At 41.0% G+C, this 19,821-nt stretch carries 20 protein-coding genes; 2 read left to right on the top strand and 18 right to left on the bottom strand.

Going from position 1 to position 19,821, the window contains the following annotated elements:
- Positions 1-56: 56 nt before the first annotated feature.
- From WDA22_00530 to WDA22_00470, 13 genes are all read right to left on the bottom strand, one after another.
- On the bottom strand, positions 57-1,655 hold the full coding sequence (locus tag WDA22_00530) for an alkaline phosphatase family protein (protein MFA5831935.1): 1,599 nt from the start codon (positions 1,653-1,655) through the stop codon (positions 57-59).
- Between the two features lie 2 nt (positions 1,656-1,657).
- A complete protein-coding gene (locus WDA22_00525; GenBank protein ID MFA5831934.1) occupies positions 1,658-2,059 on the bottom strand; it encodes a DUF1761 family protein in 402 nt (133 codons plus the stop codon).
- A 1-nt stretch (position 2,060) separates the two neighbouring features.
- Complete coding sequence (gene tkt, locus WDA22_00520) at positions 2,061-4,055, bottom strand: transketolase (protein MFA5831933.1); 1,995 nt, start codon at positions 4,053-4,055, stop codon at positions 2,061-2,063.
- Between the two features lie 193 nt (positions 4,056-4,248).
- On the bottom strand, positions 4,249-6,156 hold the full coding sequence (locus WDA22_00515) for a hypothetical protein (protein ID MFA5831932.1): 1,908 nt from the start codon (positions 6,154-6,156) through the stop codon (positions 4,249-4,251).
- Between the two features lie 120 nt (positions 6,157-6,276).
- Positions 6,277-6,672, bottom strand: a complete 396-nt coding sequence (locus tag WDA22_00510) for an SRPBCC domain-containing protein (protein ID MFA5831931.1) — start codon at positions 6,670-6,672, stop codon at positions 6,277-6,279.
- A 7-nt stretch (positions 6,673-6,679) separates the two neighbouring features.
- Complete coding sequence (locus WDA22_00505) at positions 6,680-7,447, bottom strand: SH3 domain-containing protein (protein ID MFA5831930.1); 768 nt, start codon at positions 7,445-7,447, stop codon at positions 6,680-6,682.
- Positions 7,444-9,267, bottom strand: coding sequence for a BatD family protein (locus WDA22_00500; protein ID MFA5831929.1), 1,824 nt, complete (start codon positions 9,265-9,267; stop codon positions 7,444-7,446). The genes WDA22_00505 and WDA22_00500 overlap by 4 nt, the downstream gene beginning before the upstream one ends.
- Positions 9,268-9,279: 12 nt before the next feature.
- Positions 9,280-9,960 (bottom strand): tetratricopeptide repeat protein, encoded by a 681-nt coding sequence (locus WDA22_00495; protein ID MFA5831928.1) that lies wholly within the window; start codon positions 9,958-9,960, stop codon positions 9,280-9,282.
- The gene (locus WDA22_00490) at positions 9,957-11,015 is read right to left on the bottom strand and encodes a VWA domain-containing protein (GenBank protein MFA5831927.1); all 1,059 of its coding nucleotides are present in this window, start codon (positions 11,013-11,015) and stop codon (positions 9,957-9,959) included. Before WDA22_00490 ends, WDA22_00495 begins: the two co-directional genes overlap by 4 nt.
- A 45-nt stretch (positions 11,016-11,060) precedes the next feature.
- Positions 11,061-12,044, bottom strand: coding sequence for a VWA domain-containing protein (locus tag WDA22_00485; GenBank protein MFA5831926.1), 984 nt, complete (start codon positions 12,042-12,044; stop codon positions 11,061-11,063).
- A 40-nt stretch (positions 12,045-12,084) separates the two neighbouring features.
- On the bottom strand, positions 12,085-13,071 hold the full coding sequence (locus tag WDA22_00480; GenBank protein ID MFA5831925.1) for a hypothetical protein: 987 nt from the start codon (positions 13,069-13,071) through the stop codon (positions 12,085-12,087).
- A 115-nt stretch (positions 13,072-13,186) separates the two neighbouring features.
- A complete protein-coding gene (locus WDA22_00475) occupies positions 13,187-14,062 on the bottom strand; it encodes a DUF58 domain-containing protein (GenBank protein ID MFA5831924.1) in 876 nt (291 codons plus the stop codon).
- Between the two features lie 73 nt (positions 14,063-14,135).
- The gene (locus WDA22_00470; protein ID MFA5831923.1) at positions 14,136-15,125 is read right to left on the bottom strand and encodes an AAA family ATPase; all 990 of its coding nucleotides are present in this window, start codon (positions 15,123-15,125) and stop codon (positions 14,136-14,138) included.
- 227 nt (positions 15,126-15,352) lie between these two features.
- On the opposite strand from WDA22_00470, the gene WDA22_00465 reads away from it, so the two are divergent.
- Positions 15,353-15,736: a hypothetical protein gene (locus WDA22_00465; GenBank protein MFA5831922.1), complete on the top strand. Its 384-nt coding sequence runs from the start codon at positions 15,353-15,355 to the stop codon at positions 15,734-15,736.
- Between the two features lie 49 nt (positions 15,737-15,785).
- Positions 15,786-16,016 (top strand): hypothetical protein, encoded by a 231-nt coding sequence (locus WDA22_00460; GenBank protein MFA5831921.1) that lies wholly within the window; start codon positions 15,786-15,788, stop codon positions 16,014-16,016.
- A 610-nt stretch (positions 16,017-16,626) separates the two neighbouring features.
- Here the strand turns inward: WDA22_00460 and WDA22_00455 are convergent.
- The 5 genes from WDA22_00455 to WDA22_00435 form a co-directional block, all read right to left on the bottom strand.
- Positions 16,627-16,869: a DUF2442 domain-containing protein gene (locus WDA22_00455; protein MFA5831920.1), complete on the bottom strand. Its 243-nt coding sequence runs from the start codon at positions 16,867-16,869 to the stop codon at positions 16,627-16,629.
- Entirely contained in the window at positions 16,844-17,086 is a 243-nt protein-coding gene (locus tag WDA22_00450; protein MFA5831919.1) for a DUF4160 domain-containing protein, read from the bottom strand. Before WDA22_00450 ends, WDA22_00455 begins: the two co-directional genes overlap by 26 nt.
- Positions 17,087-17,299: 213 nt before the next feature.
- Positions 17,300-18,355 (bottom strand): hydrogenase expression/formation protein HypE, encoded by a 1,056-nt coding sequence (hypE, locus tag WDA22_00445; protein MFA5831918.1) that lies wholly within the window; start codon positions 18,353-18,355, stop codon positions 17,300-17,302.
- 101 nt (positions 18,356-18,456) lie between these two features.
- On the bottom strand, positions 18,457-19,560 hold the full coding sequence (hypD, locus tag WDA22_00440; protein MFA5831917.1) for a hydrogenase formation protein HypD: 1,104 nt from the start codon (positions 19,558-19,560) through the stop codon (positions 18,457-18,459).
- Positions 19,557-19,814, bottom strand: coding sequence for a HypC/HybG/HupF family hydrogenase formation chaperone (locus WDA22_00435; protein MFA5831916.1), 258 nt, complete (start codon positions 19,812-19,814; stop codon positions 19,557-19,559). The genes hypD and WDA22_00435 overlap by 4 nt, the downstream gene beginning before the upstream one ends.
- Positions 19,815-19,821 lie beyond the last annotated feature (7 nt).

Here is a 19,821-nt window from a genome sequence, read left to right as displayed (position 1 = left end):
GAAGTATGGGGTTTGGAGATTAAAGTTTAGAGATTTATGGTTTCAATTCTTTTTTCTTATTTCACTACTTCCCTTAATGGAATCCCATCCAAGTTTTTAGGAAATGAAAATCCGGCAAACTTAGCAAGCGTCGGAGCTGCATCGGCAGAGTGAACTTCGCGGGAAATCTTTTGAGGAACTGCACTATTCCACCAAAAAATCAATGGAATATGCGTATCATATGAATACGGAGAGCCATGCGTCGTTCCGTTTGAACGGGACGAAATAATGCAATGTTCCCGAATCCGATACTGGAAATCTTCACCCCGAGGTGCGTAATAGCTGTTTCGATATTTTTGAATGAAGGGCTTGTCTGACGGAACATTACCAATCAACTCGTGACGGAAATAAACATCAACGAATGCATCAATCGCAAGCAATCCTTTGGTAATTTCACGTTCGAGATTCAAACTGTCCCAGCCATCTTTTGTTGCCAATGTATAATTAATAAAACTATTTTTGATAATAACATCTTCCGAAGTATTCAGCTCGTATTTTAATAATGAAGAGAGTGAATCAAGTTTCGGCTTTATATCGGTTGCGTAGATATACCGTTTTGCGGGAATATTTCTGTACTGAACCGAATATTCGGGAAGAGGGCAAACAGCATGATCAGCGCTCAATGCGACGATATAGTTCTCTTTTCCGACACTGTTATCCAATTCTTCAAAGAATTTTCCTAACGCTTTATCCGTATTCACTAGCAAATCCAATAACTCATGACTATCCGGTCCATATCCATGCCCCACATAATCACAGTTGGATAATGACATACAAAGCACATCTGTCATTCCCCGTTTACCGAGTTGTTCTGCTTTGATTGCCGTAAGGGCGAAATCAATCAAAAAGAAATCCCCATATGGCGTGCCCATTATTTGTTCCGATTTTTTTTCCGGGGTGAACAGATGGGGAAAGGATGAATTATCACCCCATTGCTGTTCTGCAACAAATTCGTCGGGACCGATTACGGTATAAATTGATTCCGGTAGACTTTTTGTCCATGCATCGGGTACATTTTTGTCGATCCAGCCAGAAGCATTGAACTTCTTAGCCCAGTCAGGAAGCGATGTCATATAATAATCCGAGGTCACCATGGCGCCGTTCTTTTTCCCGTACCAAAAAACAAAATCCGCTTTCATCCCCCCCATTAAAATGGCAGCTCGGTCTTTCGCCGATACAGAAACCACTTTTGATTTTTTTGATTTTTCTTTCAACCAATCACCAATAGCGGAAACGACCAAATTGCGAGGTGAAAATCCACCTCCATTCCCCTCTACTTTTTTTGCCAACGAATCTTCAACGCAGTAAATAGTTTTTTTTGTGTTAGGATCGATCCACTCATTGCCCAGAATTCCGTTTTTTCCGGGATAACATCCAGTGCCAAGCGTTGCATGACCGGGACCGGTTTCACTCGATGCATAATTCAGATCGGCATTGGTATACACAATTCCCTGTGTATACAATCTCTTAAATCCACCGGTAAATAAATGACCATATCGTTCAAAATAATCAGGGCGTAATTGGTCAACGGAAAGAAAGACAACAAGTTTTGGAGTAGGTGATTTTGCAACAGCAAAAAATGACACAATGCAAAACATGAACAAAATTTTTCTCATTATTATCTCCACATGGAAAGCAGCGCGGCCGAAATGACCGATGTTACAAGAAAATAACCTGAATAGATGCTCTTAATTAGCATAGAATTCTTATCGAAACGGAACGCCACTGATAAATGGATTAGCGAAATAAGAAGCCACACTGCAACACCAACATATACCCCTTGACTCATTCCGACAGAACCTATAGAATCGACAACTACTTCCATGACCATCGTAAACAACATAACGAAAACAAATTGCGATGCAAACTTGCCAAGTGTAATATTGTTTTCACGATGCTGGCGATATTTCCGGATAACATTTCCAAACAATGCGGGTGAAAACCAGAGTGCCAGCAATGAAAAACAAATGAATGCTGAACTGATGATTGCCGGGATATTGAGGGATATCTGAAATGGCATATTATTTCAACATCGCTTTCGCTTTTGCTAGAACGTTTTCTGTCGTAAATCCGTAATGTTTATATAACGCTTCATAGGGGGCTGACTGTCCGAATGTATTGATGGTGACATTATTGGATGCATATTTGTGCCAACCAAGTTCAACACCCGCTTCAACTGCGAGTCGTTTTGTTACCGATGGCGGAAAAACCGATTCACGGTATTCTTTTGGTTGTCGTTCAAACAACTCCCATGAGGGCATACTGACGATTCTGGCTAACACTCCATCCTCCACCAATTGTTCGTACGCACCAAGAACAAATTGAAGTTCTGAACCCGTACCAATCAAAATAATTTCCGGCGTTGAAGAATTCTCTGCGAGAATATATGCTCCCTTCGCTGTACGTTCGGCGGGAGCGAATTTCGTCCTGTCGATGAACGGCAGTTTCTGTCTTGTTAATGCAAGCACGACGGGACCCGAAGTATGTTCAATTGCAATTTTCCATGCCTGTGCCGTTTCATTTGCATCCGCGGGACGAAGGACGGTAATATTTGGAATTGAACGAAGTGACGCGAGCTGCTCTACCGGTTGATGTGTCGGTCCATCTTCGCCGAGCCCGATGCTGTCATGCGTAAAAACATAGATCGGACGAATTCCCATCAACGCTGCAAGACGGATCGGAGGTCGCATATATTCTGAAAAGATAAGGAATGTTCCGCCATACGGAATCATGCCATTCGTCAGTGCAATACCATTCATCAATGAACCCATCGCGTGTTCACGAACTCCGTATCGAACGTATCTCCCTCCGTAATTTGCTGGTTGAAAATTTTCCATCCCTTTTACATACGTATTGTTCGATGGTGTTAAATCTGCTGAACCACCGATTAGCGTCGGTAAATGCTCTGCTATCGCCGCAAGAACTTTTCCCGAAGCTTCGCGAGTTGCAAGCGTTCCATTCTCAGAAGTGAATACTGGTAATGCTTTTTTCCATGCCTCACCGTAATTACTGTTGATGGAATTTTCAAAGGTAACGGCTAGCTCCGGATGTGTGTTTTTATATTCAGCAAAAAGTGTTTTCCATTCACCTTCCCGCTTTTTCCCTTCCTCAACAGACATTCGAAATTGCTTAAGTGCTTCATCAGGAATAAAAAATGTTTTATTCTCATCCCAACCATAATTTTTCTTGGTCAGTTTTATTTCATCATCACCCAATGGAGAACCATGCGCATCATGTGAGTCCTGTTTATTTGGACTTCCATAACCAATGTGGGTTTTTACTTTTATCAAGGATGGTTTATCCGTTACCTGCTGTGCATGACGAATAGCTGTTTCAATTTTTTCGAGATTGTTGCCATCATGAACAGTCTGTACGTGCCAACCATATGCTTCAAACCTTGCTCCAACATCCTCGGTAAATGCTAATCCAGTGCTTCCATCTATACTAATGCTGTTGTCGTCATACAAATAAATGAGATTGCCCAGTTTTAAGTGACCTGCAAGTGAAGCAGCTTCTGACGCAATCCCCTCCATCAAATCACCGTCACCGCATATTGCATAAATAAAATAATCTACAATCGAAAAATTCGGCCTGTTAAATGTTGCTGCCAGGTATTTTTGCGCCATTGCCATACCGATTCCGTTGGCAAATCCTTGACCGAGCGGTCCTGTTGTCGTTTCAACTCCGGCAGTATGTCCATACTCAGGATGACCGGGAGTCTTGCTCCCTAACTGCCGAAATTTTTGAAGATCATCAAGCGACAGATCATATCCGGTAAGGTGAAGAAGTGAATATAGCAGCATGGAACCATGTCCGGCAGAAAGAACAAATCTGTCCCGATTCATCCATTGAGGATGAGTAGGATTATGTTTCAAAAATTTTGTCCAAACAACATACGCCATAGATGCCGCACCCATCGGCATTCCTGGATGTCCAGATTTTGCTTTTTGAACGCCATCCATGGCGAGCGTACGAATAGTATTAATACAAAGTTGATCGAGTTGTGCTGATGACACAGATACTCCAAGTTATCATAATGAGGGTTTTCGTTGAGAAAGATAGAAAAAAAAGGAAGAATAAAAAAGGAAGGAATCGAAATACTGTTATAGTATTGAGAAGGTCGGCGAATTTGAAACGGAAAACAATCATTCCATAAATAAAAAACCTGACAATATTTTGTCAGGTTTTTTTATCGACTTCAAACGTTGATCATTGTTCTTTATAGATGGTTATGCCCCAGTGAGTCCTGTCCTCAGGCGGATCGTCATTCCAATCATTAAATGCGTGCGAATCATCTGTCTGAAAATGCACCTCGTATTCACCATTTTCAAGATAGACCAATTTATCGAAGATCCGGTTCTTTTTTGCCCCGCCCGCATGCGAGGTATTACGATACGTCATTTCCCAAACTACATCGCCATTCTTAACATTTTCGATCCAAGCATAATCCGCCATATCATTGTTTACCCCTTCGCCGATCGCATAGATCCGCACTTTCATTGCTTTGTCCAATGCGAATTTTTGCCGGACATGCCTGTCATCCCGCACTTTGATCAATTGGACAAGAACATTCTCATCGGCCACCTCTTCAAACTTGGAGATGTTTTTCATTGAAAAATTTTCCCCCACACCCATCACGGTGATACCGTATGATTCAGCATCGAACGGTTTATCATCATTCCAATCATTGTACGCATGAGAATCATCTGTTTGATAGAATACAATGTAGTTTCCAGCTGGAAGTGTGATGAACTCATCGGTCAGTCGGTTTTTCCTTGCACCGCCCGCATGAGTTGTGTTTGATTGATTCATGTCCCACACACGTTCGCGTGTTTTCGCATTAATAATCCAGCCGTAATCAGCAAGTTCTTCCCTGTCATTTTCAAAGACCGCTTTCCCCATTATCTTTACACGCACCGATCCATGACCTTCGCCCAAAGCATAAATGTGAAGCCGGGTCTCAGCTTTCAGCGTGAAGCCGGATTGAACAAATTCATCATTCCGCACTCTGGTCAATTGAACAATAATATTTCCTTTTTCAAAACTATAATCAGATATTGCAATGGCAGATTTATCACTTTCATTCTTTGTGGTAACAATGATTCCATAGTTGAACGGATCGTATGGGGGTTTTGAATTCCAATCTTCGCGTGAATGAGAATCGTCCGTTACGAAACTTAACTCATAATTACCTTTTGTTAAACGAACATCACCGCTGAATACAACATTCTTTGAAGCACCTCCAGCGTATTCAGTATTGCTATATTTCATCTCCCACACACGTTCACGCGTATCGGAATTCGTGATCCAGCCATAGTCGAACACTTCATCTCTGCCGCGGCCTTCACCAAGAGCATAGACTGAAACTGAGACATCTTTATTCACTGTTAATTTTTTTCGGACATATGCACCATCGCCGATTCCGGTTGCGGCAAAAACGATGTTCGCATTTTTTCGAGGAGCATTAAATGTTTGCACGGCATTTTCTTCACCGGTCGGGACAGAAAGCAGGATTCCGTAATCATTTTTTGCACGATCCATAAACTCATCATACATGGAGCTGTAATCATCGTTAAACCAATTCAAATATTTTTTCCATTTGTTGTGTGATTTTCCTTCTCGTCTGTCAATATTGATGGATGTGAAATTTCCGAAAGAAGAACTTGAGGAGAATCCGTACGCTGCATAATACACTTCGTACGATCCTTGCTTTAATTTTACATCATCTTCACACGTTCGGTTTTCTTCCCTGCCTGAGGTATTATCCATCGACATTTCCCATACCATTTCTCTCGTCTCAGCATCAATAATCCAGCCGGCAGCAAACATATCATTCGAACGATTTCTGTTGCCAAACATTTCTTTCCAGGAATTTTTACTCCCTCCGCCAACAGCATTGATGTGCACAGTGATATCTTTTGAGAGAGTAAAACCGAGCCCTTTTACTTCATCCGTCGTAAAATCCTTGAGTGTGATAAAATATTTTTTTGATTCTGATTGTATTGGGGAATTATTGGGAGAGTCTTTTTCGTCTGGAAGTGTATTGCCGAGGAATACGATTGCAGCGGCAGCAACAACAATGAATAAGGCAATCGGTGATTTTTGGACATTCTTCATAAAGTTATTCTCCTATAATACAGGTTTCTAAACTTTACGAGAAAAAAACGGGTTAAGTTGCAGATTTTTTAATGAGATAGCGTTAAATCGAGGTCTTTACAATGGTCAAAAACGATGATTTTATCGAAATTCAAGCATTTCTTTCATTGGTTTCCAATAAAAATCTATCCACCCTTGCTTAATAGCAGAAAAATGCTGCAGAGGAACTTTTTTATGAGTGAATGTCAGCGTACAACCTGTTTTGGTGGGAGTAATCAAGAAAGTCACTTCGGAAAGATCTGCATCATCCCAATCAGAGGCACGCCACTCTTGGACAATCTTTTTATCATCCACAAGGTCAAGATTCCTTCCTGTCGCGTAGCCGTCATACACCGAAAATGTTCCGCCAATCTTCCGGCTTATTTTCGCAGGACCACCGGTGAATTTTGCATGCTTCTTCGAATCCATCAATGCACTATACACATCGTGCGCTGAAGCTTTGAATGAAATTTTTTGTTTGAAGGATTTGGTTTTCAAAACAACCTTAAATTGATTCGATCTCTTTTTCGGGAATCCAGCCAACTTTTCCGTCGGCAAGACGGATCTTATACCACTTATTCACATTATCCAAAACTTGCACTTTCAAACCGCGATGAATAACAAAAAGATCGTTTCCCTTGCTGTCCGGCGCTGATTTAATGTTGGCAACATCGGTCATCACGACGGCAAATTCCGATTCAGATTCACGGATAGATTGAATCACAAAATTTGCTATTCCCAATACCAATAACGCGGAGCAGATCATACCGCTCATTAATGAATACCGGCGGCCTTCATATGTTTCCGCAAATAGAAAATAAGAGAATGATAGCAGTGCCAGAATGAAAAATGAATACAGCATCCATACCATTGTATCACGTGTGAAAATAGTTAACAATGCGTCTGCCCAACGGTAAATAAATAGTTCTGGGATCGATTCAATTTTATCAGTCAATTGAAGATTCACTAATTGAAGATTAAATTCCAGATCATCGTCATTCGGAATAAATTTTCGCGCCCGTTCGTAATTCAAGATAGCATGTTGAAGCTTTCCCGATTTGTAATAGGCGTTCCCAAGATTGAAATAAACTTCACCATTCTCATATCCGTTTGCAATGATCGATTCATATCGGGAAATCGCAGCATCAAATTTTTGTTCCAAATACAGACGATTAGCATCTTCAAAGACCGATGTCAATTCTTCGCTTTGCGCTGAAGTAATCACCGCAGAAACACAGAGACACAGAGTAATTTGCCGGAATATTTTTTTCATCGCACCAACTCCCGCTCTGCCGCAACAATAATACTGCTTGCCATTTCATACATCTTTTTCTTTTCTTCCGTTGAAGAACTGCCCGGGGCAAACCGGGCAAATTCGCACGATTCCAATAATTCTTTTATCTTTTGCGTCAGGTCATCTGAGACTTTCTTTTCGTGTAATTTCTGAGTGACATTGTCGATAGAAAGTTCAGCACGATCAATCGCCAGTTTATCGGAAACATATTGCCACATTGCCGTTGAGACTTCAGCATAGAACTCTTCCGGCTTGTTGGCATGCAAAAGCATATTTGCATTTGCAAGCTTCTTTGCAGCAATCTTCAATGCTTTGCGTGAACGGAAGGAAACAACGTCCGACATTTCAGTCAAAGCTTTTTGACGATAGAATAATAATCCTATAAAAGCAGCGAAGGGAATGACAGTCATCATTATTGCCGCAGTGGGATCGATTAATTCCTTATTCTTTTCGCGAAATGCACTTACATCCGTTTTGATAAAGCGAATATCCTGGTTCAACAATCTCACATCTTCTTTTGAGAGTCCGGCAGCATTCTGCGGGGCTTCAGCACTCCCTTTCTCCACAAGTACATTGAACTCATTCGTTCGAAGCGTCACATATCGGCGTTGACCAACATCAAAATAGGAAAATACTAACGCCGGAATCTTTTTATCGCCGGGATACCTCGGAACAATAAGCCATTCAAATGTTTTTGTTCCACTAATTGCTGAACCGGTTCGGTCAATATCTTCTTTTACTTTTGGATCGTATTGTTCAAAATCTGTAGGAAGTTTCAATTTCGGCGCTTCAAGAATCTTCACATTGCCGGAACCGGTGATGATGGCTTTTAACGAAATTGGTTCGTTTGTTTTTGCCCGGCGTTTGTTAAGGGATGCTGTCAGCGAGAATTTCCCAACTGCGCCTTGGAATGATTCCGGAACAGGATTTTGCGGTAATGGAAGCACCGTGATTTTTACCGGATCACTTTTCAACGGAACATTTGCTGTTTGCGCACCAAAGAATGGATCATTAAAGAACTGATCAAAGATGTCGTTGGAACGACGGCGTGACTGCACTTGCACCTGACAGGTCAATTCCATCGGATTGATCGATAACGTGCCGCTTTGTGTAGGGAACAACGCCATTTTCCTAAGAGTACCTACTTGATACTGCTTTCCGTTGATCATCTCGTTTGACAAATTTACCTGCTGCGGAAGAGGCAGTTCTTCTCCCCAAAAACCGGTCATTGTTGGCAGTTTGTTGATAGCATAATTAACAATTCGAGCGCGCGTATAAATCTTATACGTCACTGTAACCTGCTCACCCTGATATACTCGTGACCGATCCACAACGGCGCGTAGGAAAACATTATCTCCAATATCAACACCCTGTGCTTGGGCCGACTGGGTCTGTTGAGATTTTTTTCCGGATGCCTTGGTCACCGTCAATTCAATGGGATTAGATTTAAATTGATTCCCCCCAACTTCAATTACTGCGGAAGCGATTGTAAACTTTCCTGCTTCACGAGCCTGCAACACGTAGCTGAATGTTTGGGATGAGCTCACAGCTCCATTAATTATTTGCATGCTTGTTGATTGGTTCGGACCGGAAAGGAGGAGGAACTTACTAAAATCAGGAGCTTTGAAATTCCGAGGAGTCTCGCCTGAAGAATTCATTGTAAGTTCAAGTGTGAATTGTTCATCCTGCGTAACAGGATTTTTGTCCACCGTGGCAATAAATGCGGGATTCTGCGAAAAAAGGAGTGCAGAGAAGACCCACATTGTCAGTATGATGCAATATATTTTTTTCTTAACCATTCGAATTGCTTACTACCAATCTTTTTCCACATTTAATTTTACGGGAGCTTTTTTGCGAACTTTCTTCTGTGTGTTCTTTTCATCGTTCTTCAATGCTTCTAGAATACGCTCTGCTTCTTTTTTTGAGAGTTCTTTCTGCTGCTGCGCCATTTGTTGTTGCTGCTGTTGTTGTTGATCTTGCTTTTGTTGCTGCTGCTGATCCTGTTTCTCCTGATCTTTTTTCTCCTGATTTTTGTTCTTATCCTTTTTCTGCTGCTGTTGTTGTTTCTGTTGTTCCTTCAGCATACGGGATGCGTAGGAAAGATTATATCGGGCATCTTCATCACTGGGATTCAGTTTTAATGCCCGTTTATACGCATTGATACTTTCTTGATATTGCTTCCCTTCAAAATACGAATTTCCGATATTGTAATGAATCTGTGATTGCGTCGATTTATCGGAGGCTTTGGACAATGCTTGTTGATAATTTTGGATTGCTTCGTCGTACCGTTGTTGTTTGTGGACGGCATTGCCAAGATTAAAAGTGCCTTCCATAAGGTCCTTTTCTTTTTCAAGAGATTTCTTGTATTCCGCTTCAGCATCGGAAAACTGTTTCTTTTCGTACAGTTCATTTCCATTGTTCACCAGGGAACGAATCGACTGTGCATTCAACACGCCGCACAGCAATATCCACACAAAAAGCATCTTCTTCATTTTACCTTCTCCGTGCGAAGCAGTCCTCTGAAAGGATTGTATTGTGCAAGCCATTCGGTCTTTTTATCTGACAGAATCACTTCAACCACCATCAGCATTAATGCCATAAAAAGAAAATACTGAAACTTGTCATCGAATTCAGTGAATTGTTTAGCGCCGAATTCCCGTTTTTCCAATGTATTAATATCTTTGTAAATAGCATCCAATTCATCCTGTGAATTCGTCGCGCGGTAATAATTTCCTTTACCAATAGATGCAATATCCTGTAACGAAACTTCATCCAGCTTTGTCAGAACAATATTTCCGGATCGGTCACGTTTGAAATCAACCTGTTGGCCTGATCCATTATAGATTGGAATAGGAGCACCAGATGAAGAACCAAGGCCTATAGTATAGATACGAACTCCCTTTTCTGCCGCTGCTTTTGCCTGTTCAATAGCATCGCCGGAATTATTCTCACCATCGGTCATAATAACGAGTACTTTGGTGGAAGGTTCTTCAAAATTGAATGATTTCATTGCCTGAATGATGGCGGAACCGATTGCTGTTCCCGGATTGGGGACGGATTCCACATCGACAACTTCGAGCAAAAGACCAGCGGCGGCATAATCGACAGTCAAAGGAAATTGAGTATACGCTTCGCCGGAAAAAACGATCACGCCGATCTTATCCCCTGCCAATCGATCGATGAGATTGTTGATTTCGTATTTTGCTTTTTCTAATCTGTTCGGTTTGATATCTTCTGCGAGCATGGACTTGGAAACGTCCAATGCAATAAACATATCGACCCCTTCTTGTTTCACCTCTTCCATTCTCGTACCCACTTGCGGATTCGAAAGTGAAATGATCAGCATGACATATGCTAAAAGAATAAGAGTCGCTTTTACTATTCCTTTGCGGGTACTATGTTGCTCAGAAAGACGAACGAATAATTCCGAGGAGGAAAATTGTTTTCGCGCCTTACCGCTTTGCATCCGTACATAGAAAAACAACAGCAGAAATAACGGAACCGCTGCTAAAAAATATAAATAGTCTGGATGTGCAAATCTAAACATAAAGTAAAAAAAATTAAAAAGCGGTTCTGATACTGAACTTTTAGATTATGGAATTTTTCTTAACCACGTATTTGAGAGACCAACATCACTAATCAACAGAAACAGTGTAACGAAAATGAATGAGTAGAACAATTCCGTGTATCGGCGATATGAACGGACTTCCACACGGGTTTTTTCCAACTGATCGATTTCCTGATAGATGGAACGCAGTTTTTTATTATCCGTGGCGCGGAAGTATTTTCCTTCTGTCATTTCGGCAACTTGGTTTAAGACTTTTTCATCAATCTCAACAGGGACCATTTGATAACGAATGCCGAACGGCGTCTGCACCGGATAGGGCGCTTCGCCGACTGTTCCGACACCAACGGTGTAAACCCGAATACCATATGATTGAGCAATTTGTGCTGCGGTGATCGGATCAATTTCGCCGCGATTATTTACACCATCAGTTAAAAGGATAATGACTTTACTTTTTGCCTTGCTTTCGCGCAATCGATTTACCGCATTGGCAAGCCCTAAACCGATCGCCGTTCCATCCTCGATCATTCCGCTTTTCAACGGTTTAATCAATGTCTTCAACACTTCATAATCAACCGTCAAAGGACATTGAGTAAAACTTTCGCCGGAGAATATTACCAACCCAATTCGATCATTTGTTCTTCCTCCGATAAAATCCTGCGCGACATTTTTTGCTGCTTCGATTCGATTCGGTTGAAAATCTTCTGCAAGCATACTTCCTGATATATCCAGAGCAAGAACAATGTCAATTCCTTCGGAATAGACATTTTGTCCTTTTGAAGAAGATTGCGGACGCGCGAGTGCAAAAATAACAAGAGAAAGCGCAATCATTCGAAGGATGAACGGCAAATGACGGAGTCGTTCCTTTGCGCTGTATTTAACCATTGCAAAAGGTTGCAATGTTGAATACCGCACATCGCTCTCCTTTGCATGAAGACGGTAATAATACCAGACGACAAGACTGGGAACGAGGAGCAGTAAAAATAGTACTTCAGGATTTGCGAATGTTATATCGGTCATTTAATTAAATAAACTACAAAACACGAAAGCACTAAGAAGTTGCGATTACATTACTTTGCGTTTTAGTGTTTTGCTGGTTGCTATTTGTTTCAACCGATTCAATAACCGGTTTTGTTTGTTCCACAATCATTCGGGACCGAGTTATGATCTGTTCATTCTCCACGGCGACCGGTTGATATTTTGCAAATTTTACCAGATCAGCACTAGACAATAATGATTCAATAGATCCGAATGTTTGTTTCGTTAGTGCAAATTTTTCTAACTGCATCATTACTTCACCTGTCGTCATTTCAAGCGCCATAATTCCGTATCGCAGTTCAAAATAGCGACGCACAATCTCGGTTGCCTCACTATAATACGCTTTAATCTCACCCGCTTGCCACAACCGTTTTGCTTCCAACTCCTCCAACTGCATTAATGCCAGCACATGTGGTGGGATATTTGGCTTTTTCTCTTCTTCGATCTCGCCGGCAGTTCGTTTCCTCTTTTGAATGTAATAATAGAGACCATAACCAAGTCCCGCAAGGGAAAGAACAATACCAATATAAACAGCAATTTCTTCCACAGACATTGGGACCGTCAATTGCGGTTTGACATCCTTAATGGTTTGGGATGTATCAACTTCGACTCCTCGAATTTCCACAGGGATAGGATTTGATTGAACTGAATCGAGTTTCCCATTTCCCTTTTTGAATTGAACAACAAACGGCCGTATATAAAAATTTCCGGCATCATATTTTGATAGAACAAAATTTTTCTTTAGTTCAATCTCGCCATTTTGTTCAGTCCTTGAAATTGTATCTTGTTGGACAATATCGAATGAACCAATGGAATCTTTCAATGAAGGAAATTTTACGGTCACAGCAGAGGGGTGTTTCACCTCCACAGAATATCGTATCCAATCACCAATCACGACTGATTGTGAATCAACAGTAGCCGTGACAGTGACATTCTGAGGGAAAACCAGACTGACAAATAGTAAAGGAATAAAAAATATTTTCAATGTTAATACTTTCATTACACTACAACTTTAAATCCTTGGACAAACTCAAATAAAAAACTATAGCAAAAAAAACTGAAGGAATTGCTCCGTTGTTTCGATATTATCGGAACTCTTCGCAATAACCTCATTGTTACACTCGCGCTTCTCTCATTTTGAAGAAATCAACCAGCGGGCGCAGGTATGGCTTATGTGTTTCGATTGTAATGCGGTCAACTTTTGTAGACAGAAATGCTTTCTTCATCCGTTCATCATGTTGCTTCCAAAACTGAGTGAATGACTGTCGGATATTATTGTCATTCGTATCGATCCAGCGTTCCTGACCAGATTCTGCATCTTTTATTTTAATCAGACCGATTTTTGGAAGTTCACGCTCGCGAGGGTCATTCATTGTTACCGCAATAACATCATGGCGTTTGCTGACGATGCGAAGGGCATTATCATAATTGCTATCGATGAAATCAGACAAGACGAAACTGATGGAACGTTTTTTGATGACACTATTCAAATATTGCAATGCACCGCTGACATTCGTTCCTGTCCCTTTGGGTTGGAACGAAAGAAGTTCCCGAACAATACGGAGAATGTGAGACTTCCCTTTGTTTGGCGCGATAAATTTTTCCACGGTATCCGAGAACATAATCAATCCGACCTTGTCATTGTTTCGGATTGCCGAAAATGCGAGTACGGCACAGATCTCTGTTGCAATTTCATTCTTTGTTGCACTGACTGTTCCGAACTGTCCCGACCGACTGACATCAACAACGAGCATCACCGTCAATTCACGTTCTTCTTCAAAAATCTTGATGAACGGTTTATTGTTTCGCGCAGTAACGTTCCAATCAATCTTTCGGATATCATCACCGTAGGAATATTCACGCACTTCTGAGAATTCCATTCCTCGTCCTTTAAAGACAGAGTGGTACTCTCCCGAGAAGACCTGGTTCACCATTCCTCGGGTTTTGATTTCAACTTGACGTACTTTTTTTAATAATTCTGCTGTGGTCATTGTTCAATTAGCAATAAACAATGAACAATTATCTTAAGAACCTGTTCACAGACAACTGTTCATTGATAACTGATTACGGTACTTCTACTTTGTTCAAAATTTCCTGAACAATCGTTTCGGATGTTACTTCTTCTGCCTCGGCTTCGTACGAAACACCGATTCGATGTCGCATCACATCCATAGCAACGGCACGAACATCTTCCGGAATAACGTATCCTCGTCGTTTAATGAAGGCATACGCTTTCGATGCCAGTGCAAGAGAGATTGTGGCCCGAGGTGATGCACCATAATTGATGAGATTGGCAAGATTCGGAAGCTGAGCATCTTTCGGATTACGGGTTGCAAAGACGATATCCAGAATATATCGTTCGATCTTTTCATCCATATAAATTTCTTGCAGTGAAGCGCGTGCTTTCATAATCTCTTTTGTCGAAACAACTTTCTGCACTTCACTGTTTTTTCCCATTACATTTTGACGCATAATACCAAGTTCATCTTCCTTCGAAGGATAGGTAATTTTCACTTTCAGCATGAATCGGTCAACCTGTGCTTCGGGAAGTGGATATGTTCCTTCTTGTTCGATCGGGTTTTGTGTGGCAAGAACTAAAAACGGCTCATCAAGTTTGAACGTCTCTTCACCGATTGTCACCTGGCGTTCCTGCATTGCTTCAAGTAAAGCGCTCTGCACTTTTGCCGGTGAACGGTTGATTTCGTCCGCTAAGATAAAGTTGGAAAAGATCGGTCCCTTTTTTGTCTGGAACTTTCCATCTTTCTGATTATAGATGAGTGTTCCAACCAAATCGGCAGGGAGCAGATCCGGGGTGAATTGGATGCGCTGGAACTTTGCATCGATGGCGGATGCAAGTGTTTTAATCGCCAATGTCTTTGCCAGACCGGGAACACCTTCCAATAAAATATGACCATTCGCCAGAAGGCCGATGAGCAGACGCTCAACCATATGCTTCTGACCAACAATAACCTTGTTGATTTCAAGCGTCAAAAGATCGACAAAGGCACTTTCCTTTTGGATCTTTTCGTTGATCGCTTTAATATCGTAGTTCATTATTCCTCCGAATTTAAAATCAAGATGTCAGACACCAAGCACATTTTATTCCACAACCGAGGTGGCTGACATTTTAGTTTTTTATGGTACACTACCCTGTAAACGACAGATTAGACGTCCTTAAAATAAAAAATGTTCCGATGAAAAAGAAGAAAGATTAGTGTATTTTTTATACAATCTTTCGTATTTTCTTACAACCGTAAAGCAAAAAGAAAGGAATTTTTTCGATGAAATATGCCCTGCCGCTTGTCGCAACAATGATGTTCCTGTTCGGATGTTCGGAACCAAAAGCCGACGCTGAAAAATTAAATCACGCCAACGCTCTGGTGAACACCGGAAGCTATGACGAAGGTATCAAAGCTCTAGATGATATTGCAAAATCCAGCCCGAACGATCCGGCGCTGAAACAGTCATTGATCTCCGCCCATATGAAATTTGGGCATTATTTTATGTTCAACGATACACTGGCACCAAAAGTAAAATACCCGAGCGCATTAAAGCATTATCGCGAAGTGTTGAAGCTCGATCCAAACAATCAGGACGCGAAGGAAAATGCACAGCAGATTATCGATATCTATAAAATGATGGGACGGGAAGTTCCGCAAGTGTAGTTGCAGAAAAATCCGACATAAAAAATTTCAACCATTGACTCAGAATAACATGACGACCATAACAGCTTCTATCAGCTCTATCACAAAACGGAAGCTATCAAAAATTGCGAAAGAGAAAAACGTTTCACAATCAGCACTATTTCTCGAGGCGATCAATGATTTTATTGATGAGAATAATGTAAGTGCAGATGTTGTCAAACAATTGTCATCCTCAAAACGAAGAATGAAGCGAGGAAGTGTAATAACTCATCAAGATTTTTGGAAAACACTTAATGTTTAGGATCCTTTATGATGTGGCTCTGTTAAATAAACAGGGCGCTTCACTTCAAGCGATTCCTAAAAATGTTCTGGAGATGATCAAGAATAAGATAGAAAGTGCGGCAACAGAAAAGTATCCTCACATATATCTTACGGGAACTTTAAAAGGATTTTGCAAACTCAAGATTGGACAATTCAGAGTTATTTACAGTGTCGATGAAAAAGGAAAAATATGCATATACACAAGATAGGACATCGTCATAATATTTATAAAATATAAGATAATAGGAAGTGAAGCTACACAAGTATAAACAGTAATTAATGCGTTTGATAAACAAAACGGCGGATATAATCCGCGTTTTTTGTTTTGTGGGCTTTGAAAAGGAAGACTAACAATGTGCAAACCTTGTCAAGGTTTAGTGAAAAATATTCATAACCTTGACAAGGTTTTAACAAATCCCAGGCAGATGTTCGCTGAACATCATTTCCACCACGCTTCCCATCAGTCGATGTTTGTAGAACAACCCCTGAAGGTAGAGTGAGTCGAAATCGAGGATCTATAGATCAGAATTCACGTTATTATTTCATTCATCAATAAAAAAACAGAGTGAGATCTCGGTTTTTTTTACATTCTAATTTTCGGCAAGAAGGCTTTTTACAGAAATGTCTTCGTCCACATCTTCCCAATGAATACCAATTCCCTTTCCTATCAAACGCCAATTTTTGCGCTGTTGTTCGTTAGCATCCCGTAACCGAGGGAACCATTCCAATGGAGCAGAGACTTCACGACCATCTGCTAACACAACTTTAATCGCATCGGAGGTAAACGAGAAATCTATAATTCTCGATTCAACTCTTACGGCTAAAGAATTCATACCATTTCTCCTCAAATAAAATTTGATTTTCTTGAACCAATTTACTCAATTCTGAAATTTCATTACTGCGAAATCCATTAGATTCTGCTAATTGAATCGGCTTCAACCAAAATTTTGCATACCGCTCAGCTTGTTCAATGTGTATATGCATCGGTTCATTACCTTCGCGGCTGAAAAAGAAAAACCGATAACCTTTTATTAGCAGAATTGTGGGCACTCAGCAATATACAATTTTGTCTGGAACATGGAAAGCGCCATTTCATAGCCAATTCAAAATATATCCATTGAGTAGACTGTGAATTGTTTTGGGACAAAAAACGGCGGATATAATCCGTCGTTTTTTGTTTTGTGGGCTTTGAAAAGGAAGACTAACAATGTGCAAACCTTGTCAAGGTTTAGTGAAAAATATTCATAACCTTGACAAGGTTTTTTAACAAATTCTCGGCAATTGTTCGCCAGTGATCATATCTACTACTCGTTCCCCACCGATTGCAGTTTGCAGTAATACCATAGAAGGCCGTTCATCTGTTACTGTTCCGATTATCGCAGAATGTTTTCCTGCCGGATGATTTCTCATCGCAGAGAGTATCTTATCCGTACCGCTTGCAGAAACGATAGCAATCAATTTCCCTTCATTGGCAACATATAAAGGATCGAAACCGAGAATCTCGCAAGCAGAACGGACATTTTCATTCACCGGAATTGAACGCTCAATCAATCGGATTCCTTTTTGCGAAGATGATGCAATTTCATTCAACGTACTTGCAACTCCACCTCGTGTAGGATCACGCAAGAAATGAATGTCTGGAGAAACACGATACATCTCTTCTACCAATCCATTCAACGCTATTGTGTCGGAAGCAATTTCGGATTCAAATTCCAGACCTTCGCGCACGGACATAATCGCCATTCCATGATCAGCAATTGTTCCGCTGATGATAATCGAATCTCCCGCTTTAATATTTGAAGGGTGTATATTTCTTCCAGCTGGTATTGTTCCAACACCAGCAGTTGTTATGAATAATTTATCTGCTTTTCCCCTAGGAACAACTTTTGTATCTCCAGTAACAATCGAAACTCCGGCTGTTTTTGCAGCACGCGACATAGATTTCACAATGGATTCCAATTCGTCTATGCTCAAACCTTCTTCTATAATAAATGAAGCGGAAAGATATTTTGGCTGAGCGCCGCACATGGCGATATCATTCACCGTTCCATTGACGGCTAATTCTCCAATATTTCCGCCAGGAAAGATAATTGGGCTGACAACATAGGAATCAGTTGATATTGCAATCCTACCCTTATTCACTTCCACCATCGCTCCGTCATGCATCAGATCCAGATCAGGGTTCGAGAAATGTTTTTTGAAAACCTGTTCGATCAATTGATGAGTCAGTTTTCCGCCTCCTCCATGCGCGAGAACCACAGTTGCATGGTTTTCAATCGGAAGGGGGCAGTTGAGTCCTTGTGCTATATTGTTCGTCATAAAATTCTAATATGTGAATAGAACACGGATATCACGAATCGGACGGATTTTTTGCGGATTCAAATCTGTGGAAATCTGTTTATTCCGCATTCTTTTTAAAATCATTGCGCTATTGAAACATTCTGACGTTTGTAATTATAATATGCAGCACATGCTCCTTCGGACGAAACCATTGGCGCACCAAGTGGATGTTCCGGTGAACATTTTTTCCCAAATGCTGCACACTCAAACGGTTTTTTCAATCCGCGCAAAATTTCTCCTGCAATGCAAAGGGGCGATTCCTGAACATCAATCTTCCCGAGATCAAATCTATTTTCCGCATCGTACTTCGTAAATTCTTTTTTCAAAGAATATCCGCTCTGAGGAATTTCTCCGATCCCTCGCCACGTTCTGCGTGATATTTCGAAAACATTAAAGATCATTTCCTGCGCGGTAACATTCCCTTCTCTCTTCACCATGCGGGAATATTGATTTTCAAGATCGTAGCGTCCTTCTTCCAACTGAGTAATAAGCATCAATGTACCATGAAGGATATCGATCGGTTCAAATCCTGTCACAACAATGGGAACTTTAAATTTTTTCGCGAGCGGAATATATTCCTCATATCCCATCACTGTGCAAACATGTCCTGCAGCGAGAAAACCCTGGACTCGATTTAATGAGGAGGATAACAACGCTTCTATTGCCGGGGGAACAAGTACATGAGAACAGAGAATGGAAAAGTTTTTGAGGTTTTTCTTGTACGCTTGCCACACTGCCATGGCATTTGCGGGCGCAGTGGTTTCAAAACCAACAGCAAAAAAGACCACTTCCTTTCCTGGATTTTTTTCTGCGATTGATACCGCATCCAGCGGAGAATAGACTATTCGGACATCACCGCCATTCGCCTTTACTGTTAACAAATCGGAAGATGATCCCGGAACACGCAGCATATCGCCAAACGATGCAAAGATGACATTTTTTTGTTGAGCAATCAGGATTGCTTTTTCAATCATTTCCAGCGGTGTTACACAGACAGGACATCCGGGACCGTGCACAATAGAAAGTGATGAAGGAAGCAAATTTTCCAATCCTGATTTTACAATGGAATGTGTTTGTCCACCACAAATCTCCATGATTGTCCACGGACGAGTCGTAATTTTATGAATTTTCTCGGAAAGAGATTTTGCGAATACCGGGTCGCGAAATTCATCAAGATATTTCATACTGTCTCCCCCTCTTTTAATTCATCCAACGCATTTCCCATTTGCTTGAAGAGTTCAATTGTCTCTAACGCTTCCTCTTCATTCACTTTCGTCAACGCCACACCAACATGAACCAAAACATAATCATGCAGAACAGCTTCCGGAAGAAAATCAAGGCAGACATTTTTAATGATTCCTCCAAAACTCACCTTTGCCATTTTTGGTGAAGAACCTTCTTCAATTTTTTCAATTCTGCCGGGAATTGCAAGACACATGGTAACC

Source organism: Bacteroidota bacterium (assembly GCA_041658205.1).
Classification (GTDB): domain Bacteria; phylum Bacteroidota; class Ignavibacteria; order UBA10030; family UBA8401; genus UBA8401.
The sequence above is the reverse complement of the archived record's forward strand: the minus strand, read 5'-3'. Positions and strand labels throughout refer to the sequence as shown.

Coding starts and splice junctions, on each gene's coding strand:
- WDA22_00490 (MFA5831927.1), bottom strand. CDS start 11,015: ATGTTTAGATTTGCACATCCAGACTATTTATATTTTTTAGCAGCGGTT.
- WDA22_00455 (MFA5831920.1), bottom strand. CDS start 16,869: ATGAATTCTTTAGCCGTAAGAGTTGAATCGAGAATTATAGATTTCTCG.
- WDA22_00470 (MFA5831923.1), bottom strand. CDS start 15,125: ATGAACTACGATATTAAAGCGATCAACGAAAAGATCCAAAAGGAAAGT.
- hypE (MFA5831918.1), bottom strand. CDS start 18,355: ATGACGAACAATATAGCACAAGGACTCAACTGCCCCCTTCCGATTGAA.
- WDA22_00435 (MFA5831916.1), bottom strand. CDS start 19,814: ATGTGTCTTGCAATTCCCGGCAGAATTGAAAAAATTGAAGAAGGTTCT.
- WDA22_00480 (MFA5831925.1), bottom strand. CDS start 13,071: ATGAAAGTATTAACATTGAAAATATTTTTTATTCCTTTACTATTTGTC.
- WDA22_00500 (MFA5831929.1), bottom strand. CDS start 9,267: ATGGTTAAGAAAAAAATATATTGCATCATACTGACAATGTGGGTCTTC.
- hypD (MFA5831917.1), bottom strand. CDS start 19,560: ATGAAATATCTTGATGAATTTCGCGACCCGGTATTCGCAAAATCTCTT.
- WDA22_00530 (MFA5831935.1), bottom strand. CDS start 1,655: ATGAGAAAAATTTTGTTCATGTTTTGCATTGTGTCATTTTTTGCTGTT.
- WDA22_00495 (MFA5831928.1), bottom strand. CDS start 9,960: ATGAAGAAGATGCTTTTTGTGTGGATATTGCTGTGCGGCGTGTTGAAT.
- WDA22_00465 (MFA5831922.1), top strand. CDS start 15,353: ATGAAATATGCCCTGCCGCTTGTCGCAACAATGATGTTCCTGTTCGGA.
- WDA22_00475 (MFA5831924.1), bottom strand. CDS start 14,062: ATGACCACAGCAGAATTATTAAAAAAAGTACGTCAAGTTGAAATCAAA.
- WDA22_00515 (MFA5831932.1), bottom strand. CDS start 6,156: ATGAAGAATGTCCAAAAATCACCGATTGCCTTATTCATTGTTGTTGCT.
- WDA22_00460 (MFA5831921.1), top strand. CDS start 15,786: ATGACGACCATAACAGCTTCTATCAGCTCTATCACAAAACGGAAGCTA.
- WDA22_00525 (MFA5831934.1), bottom strand. CDS start 2,059: ATGCCATTTCAGATATCCCTCAATATCCCGGCAATCATCAGTTCAGCA.
- WDA22_00505 (MFA5831930.1), bottom strand. CDS start 7,447: ATGAAAAAAATATTCCGGCAAATTACTCTGTGTCTCTGTGTTTCTGCG.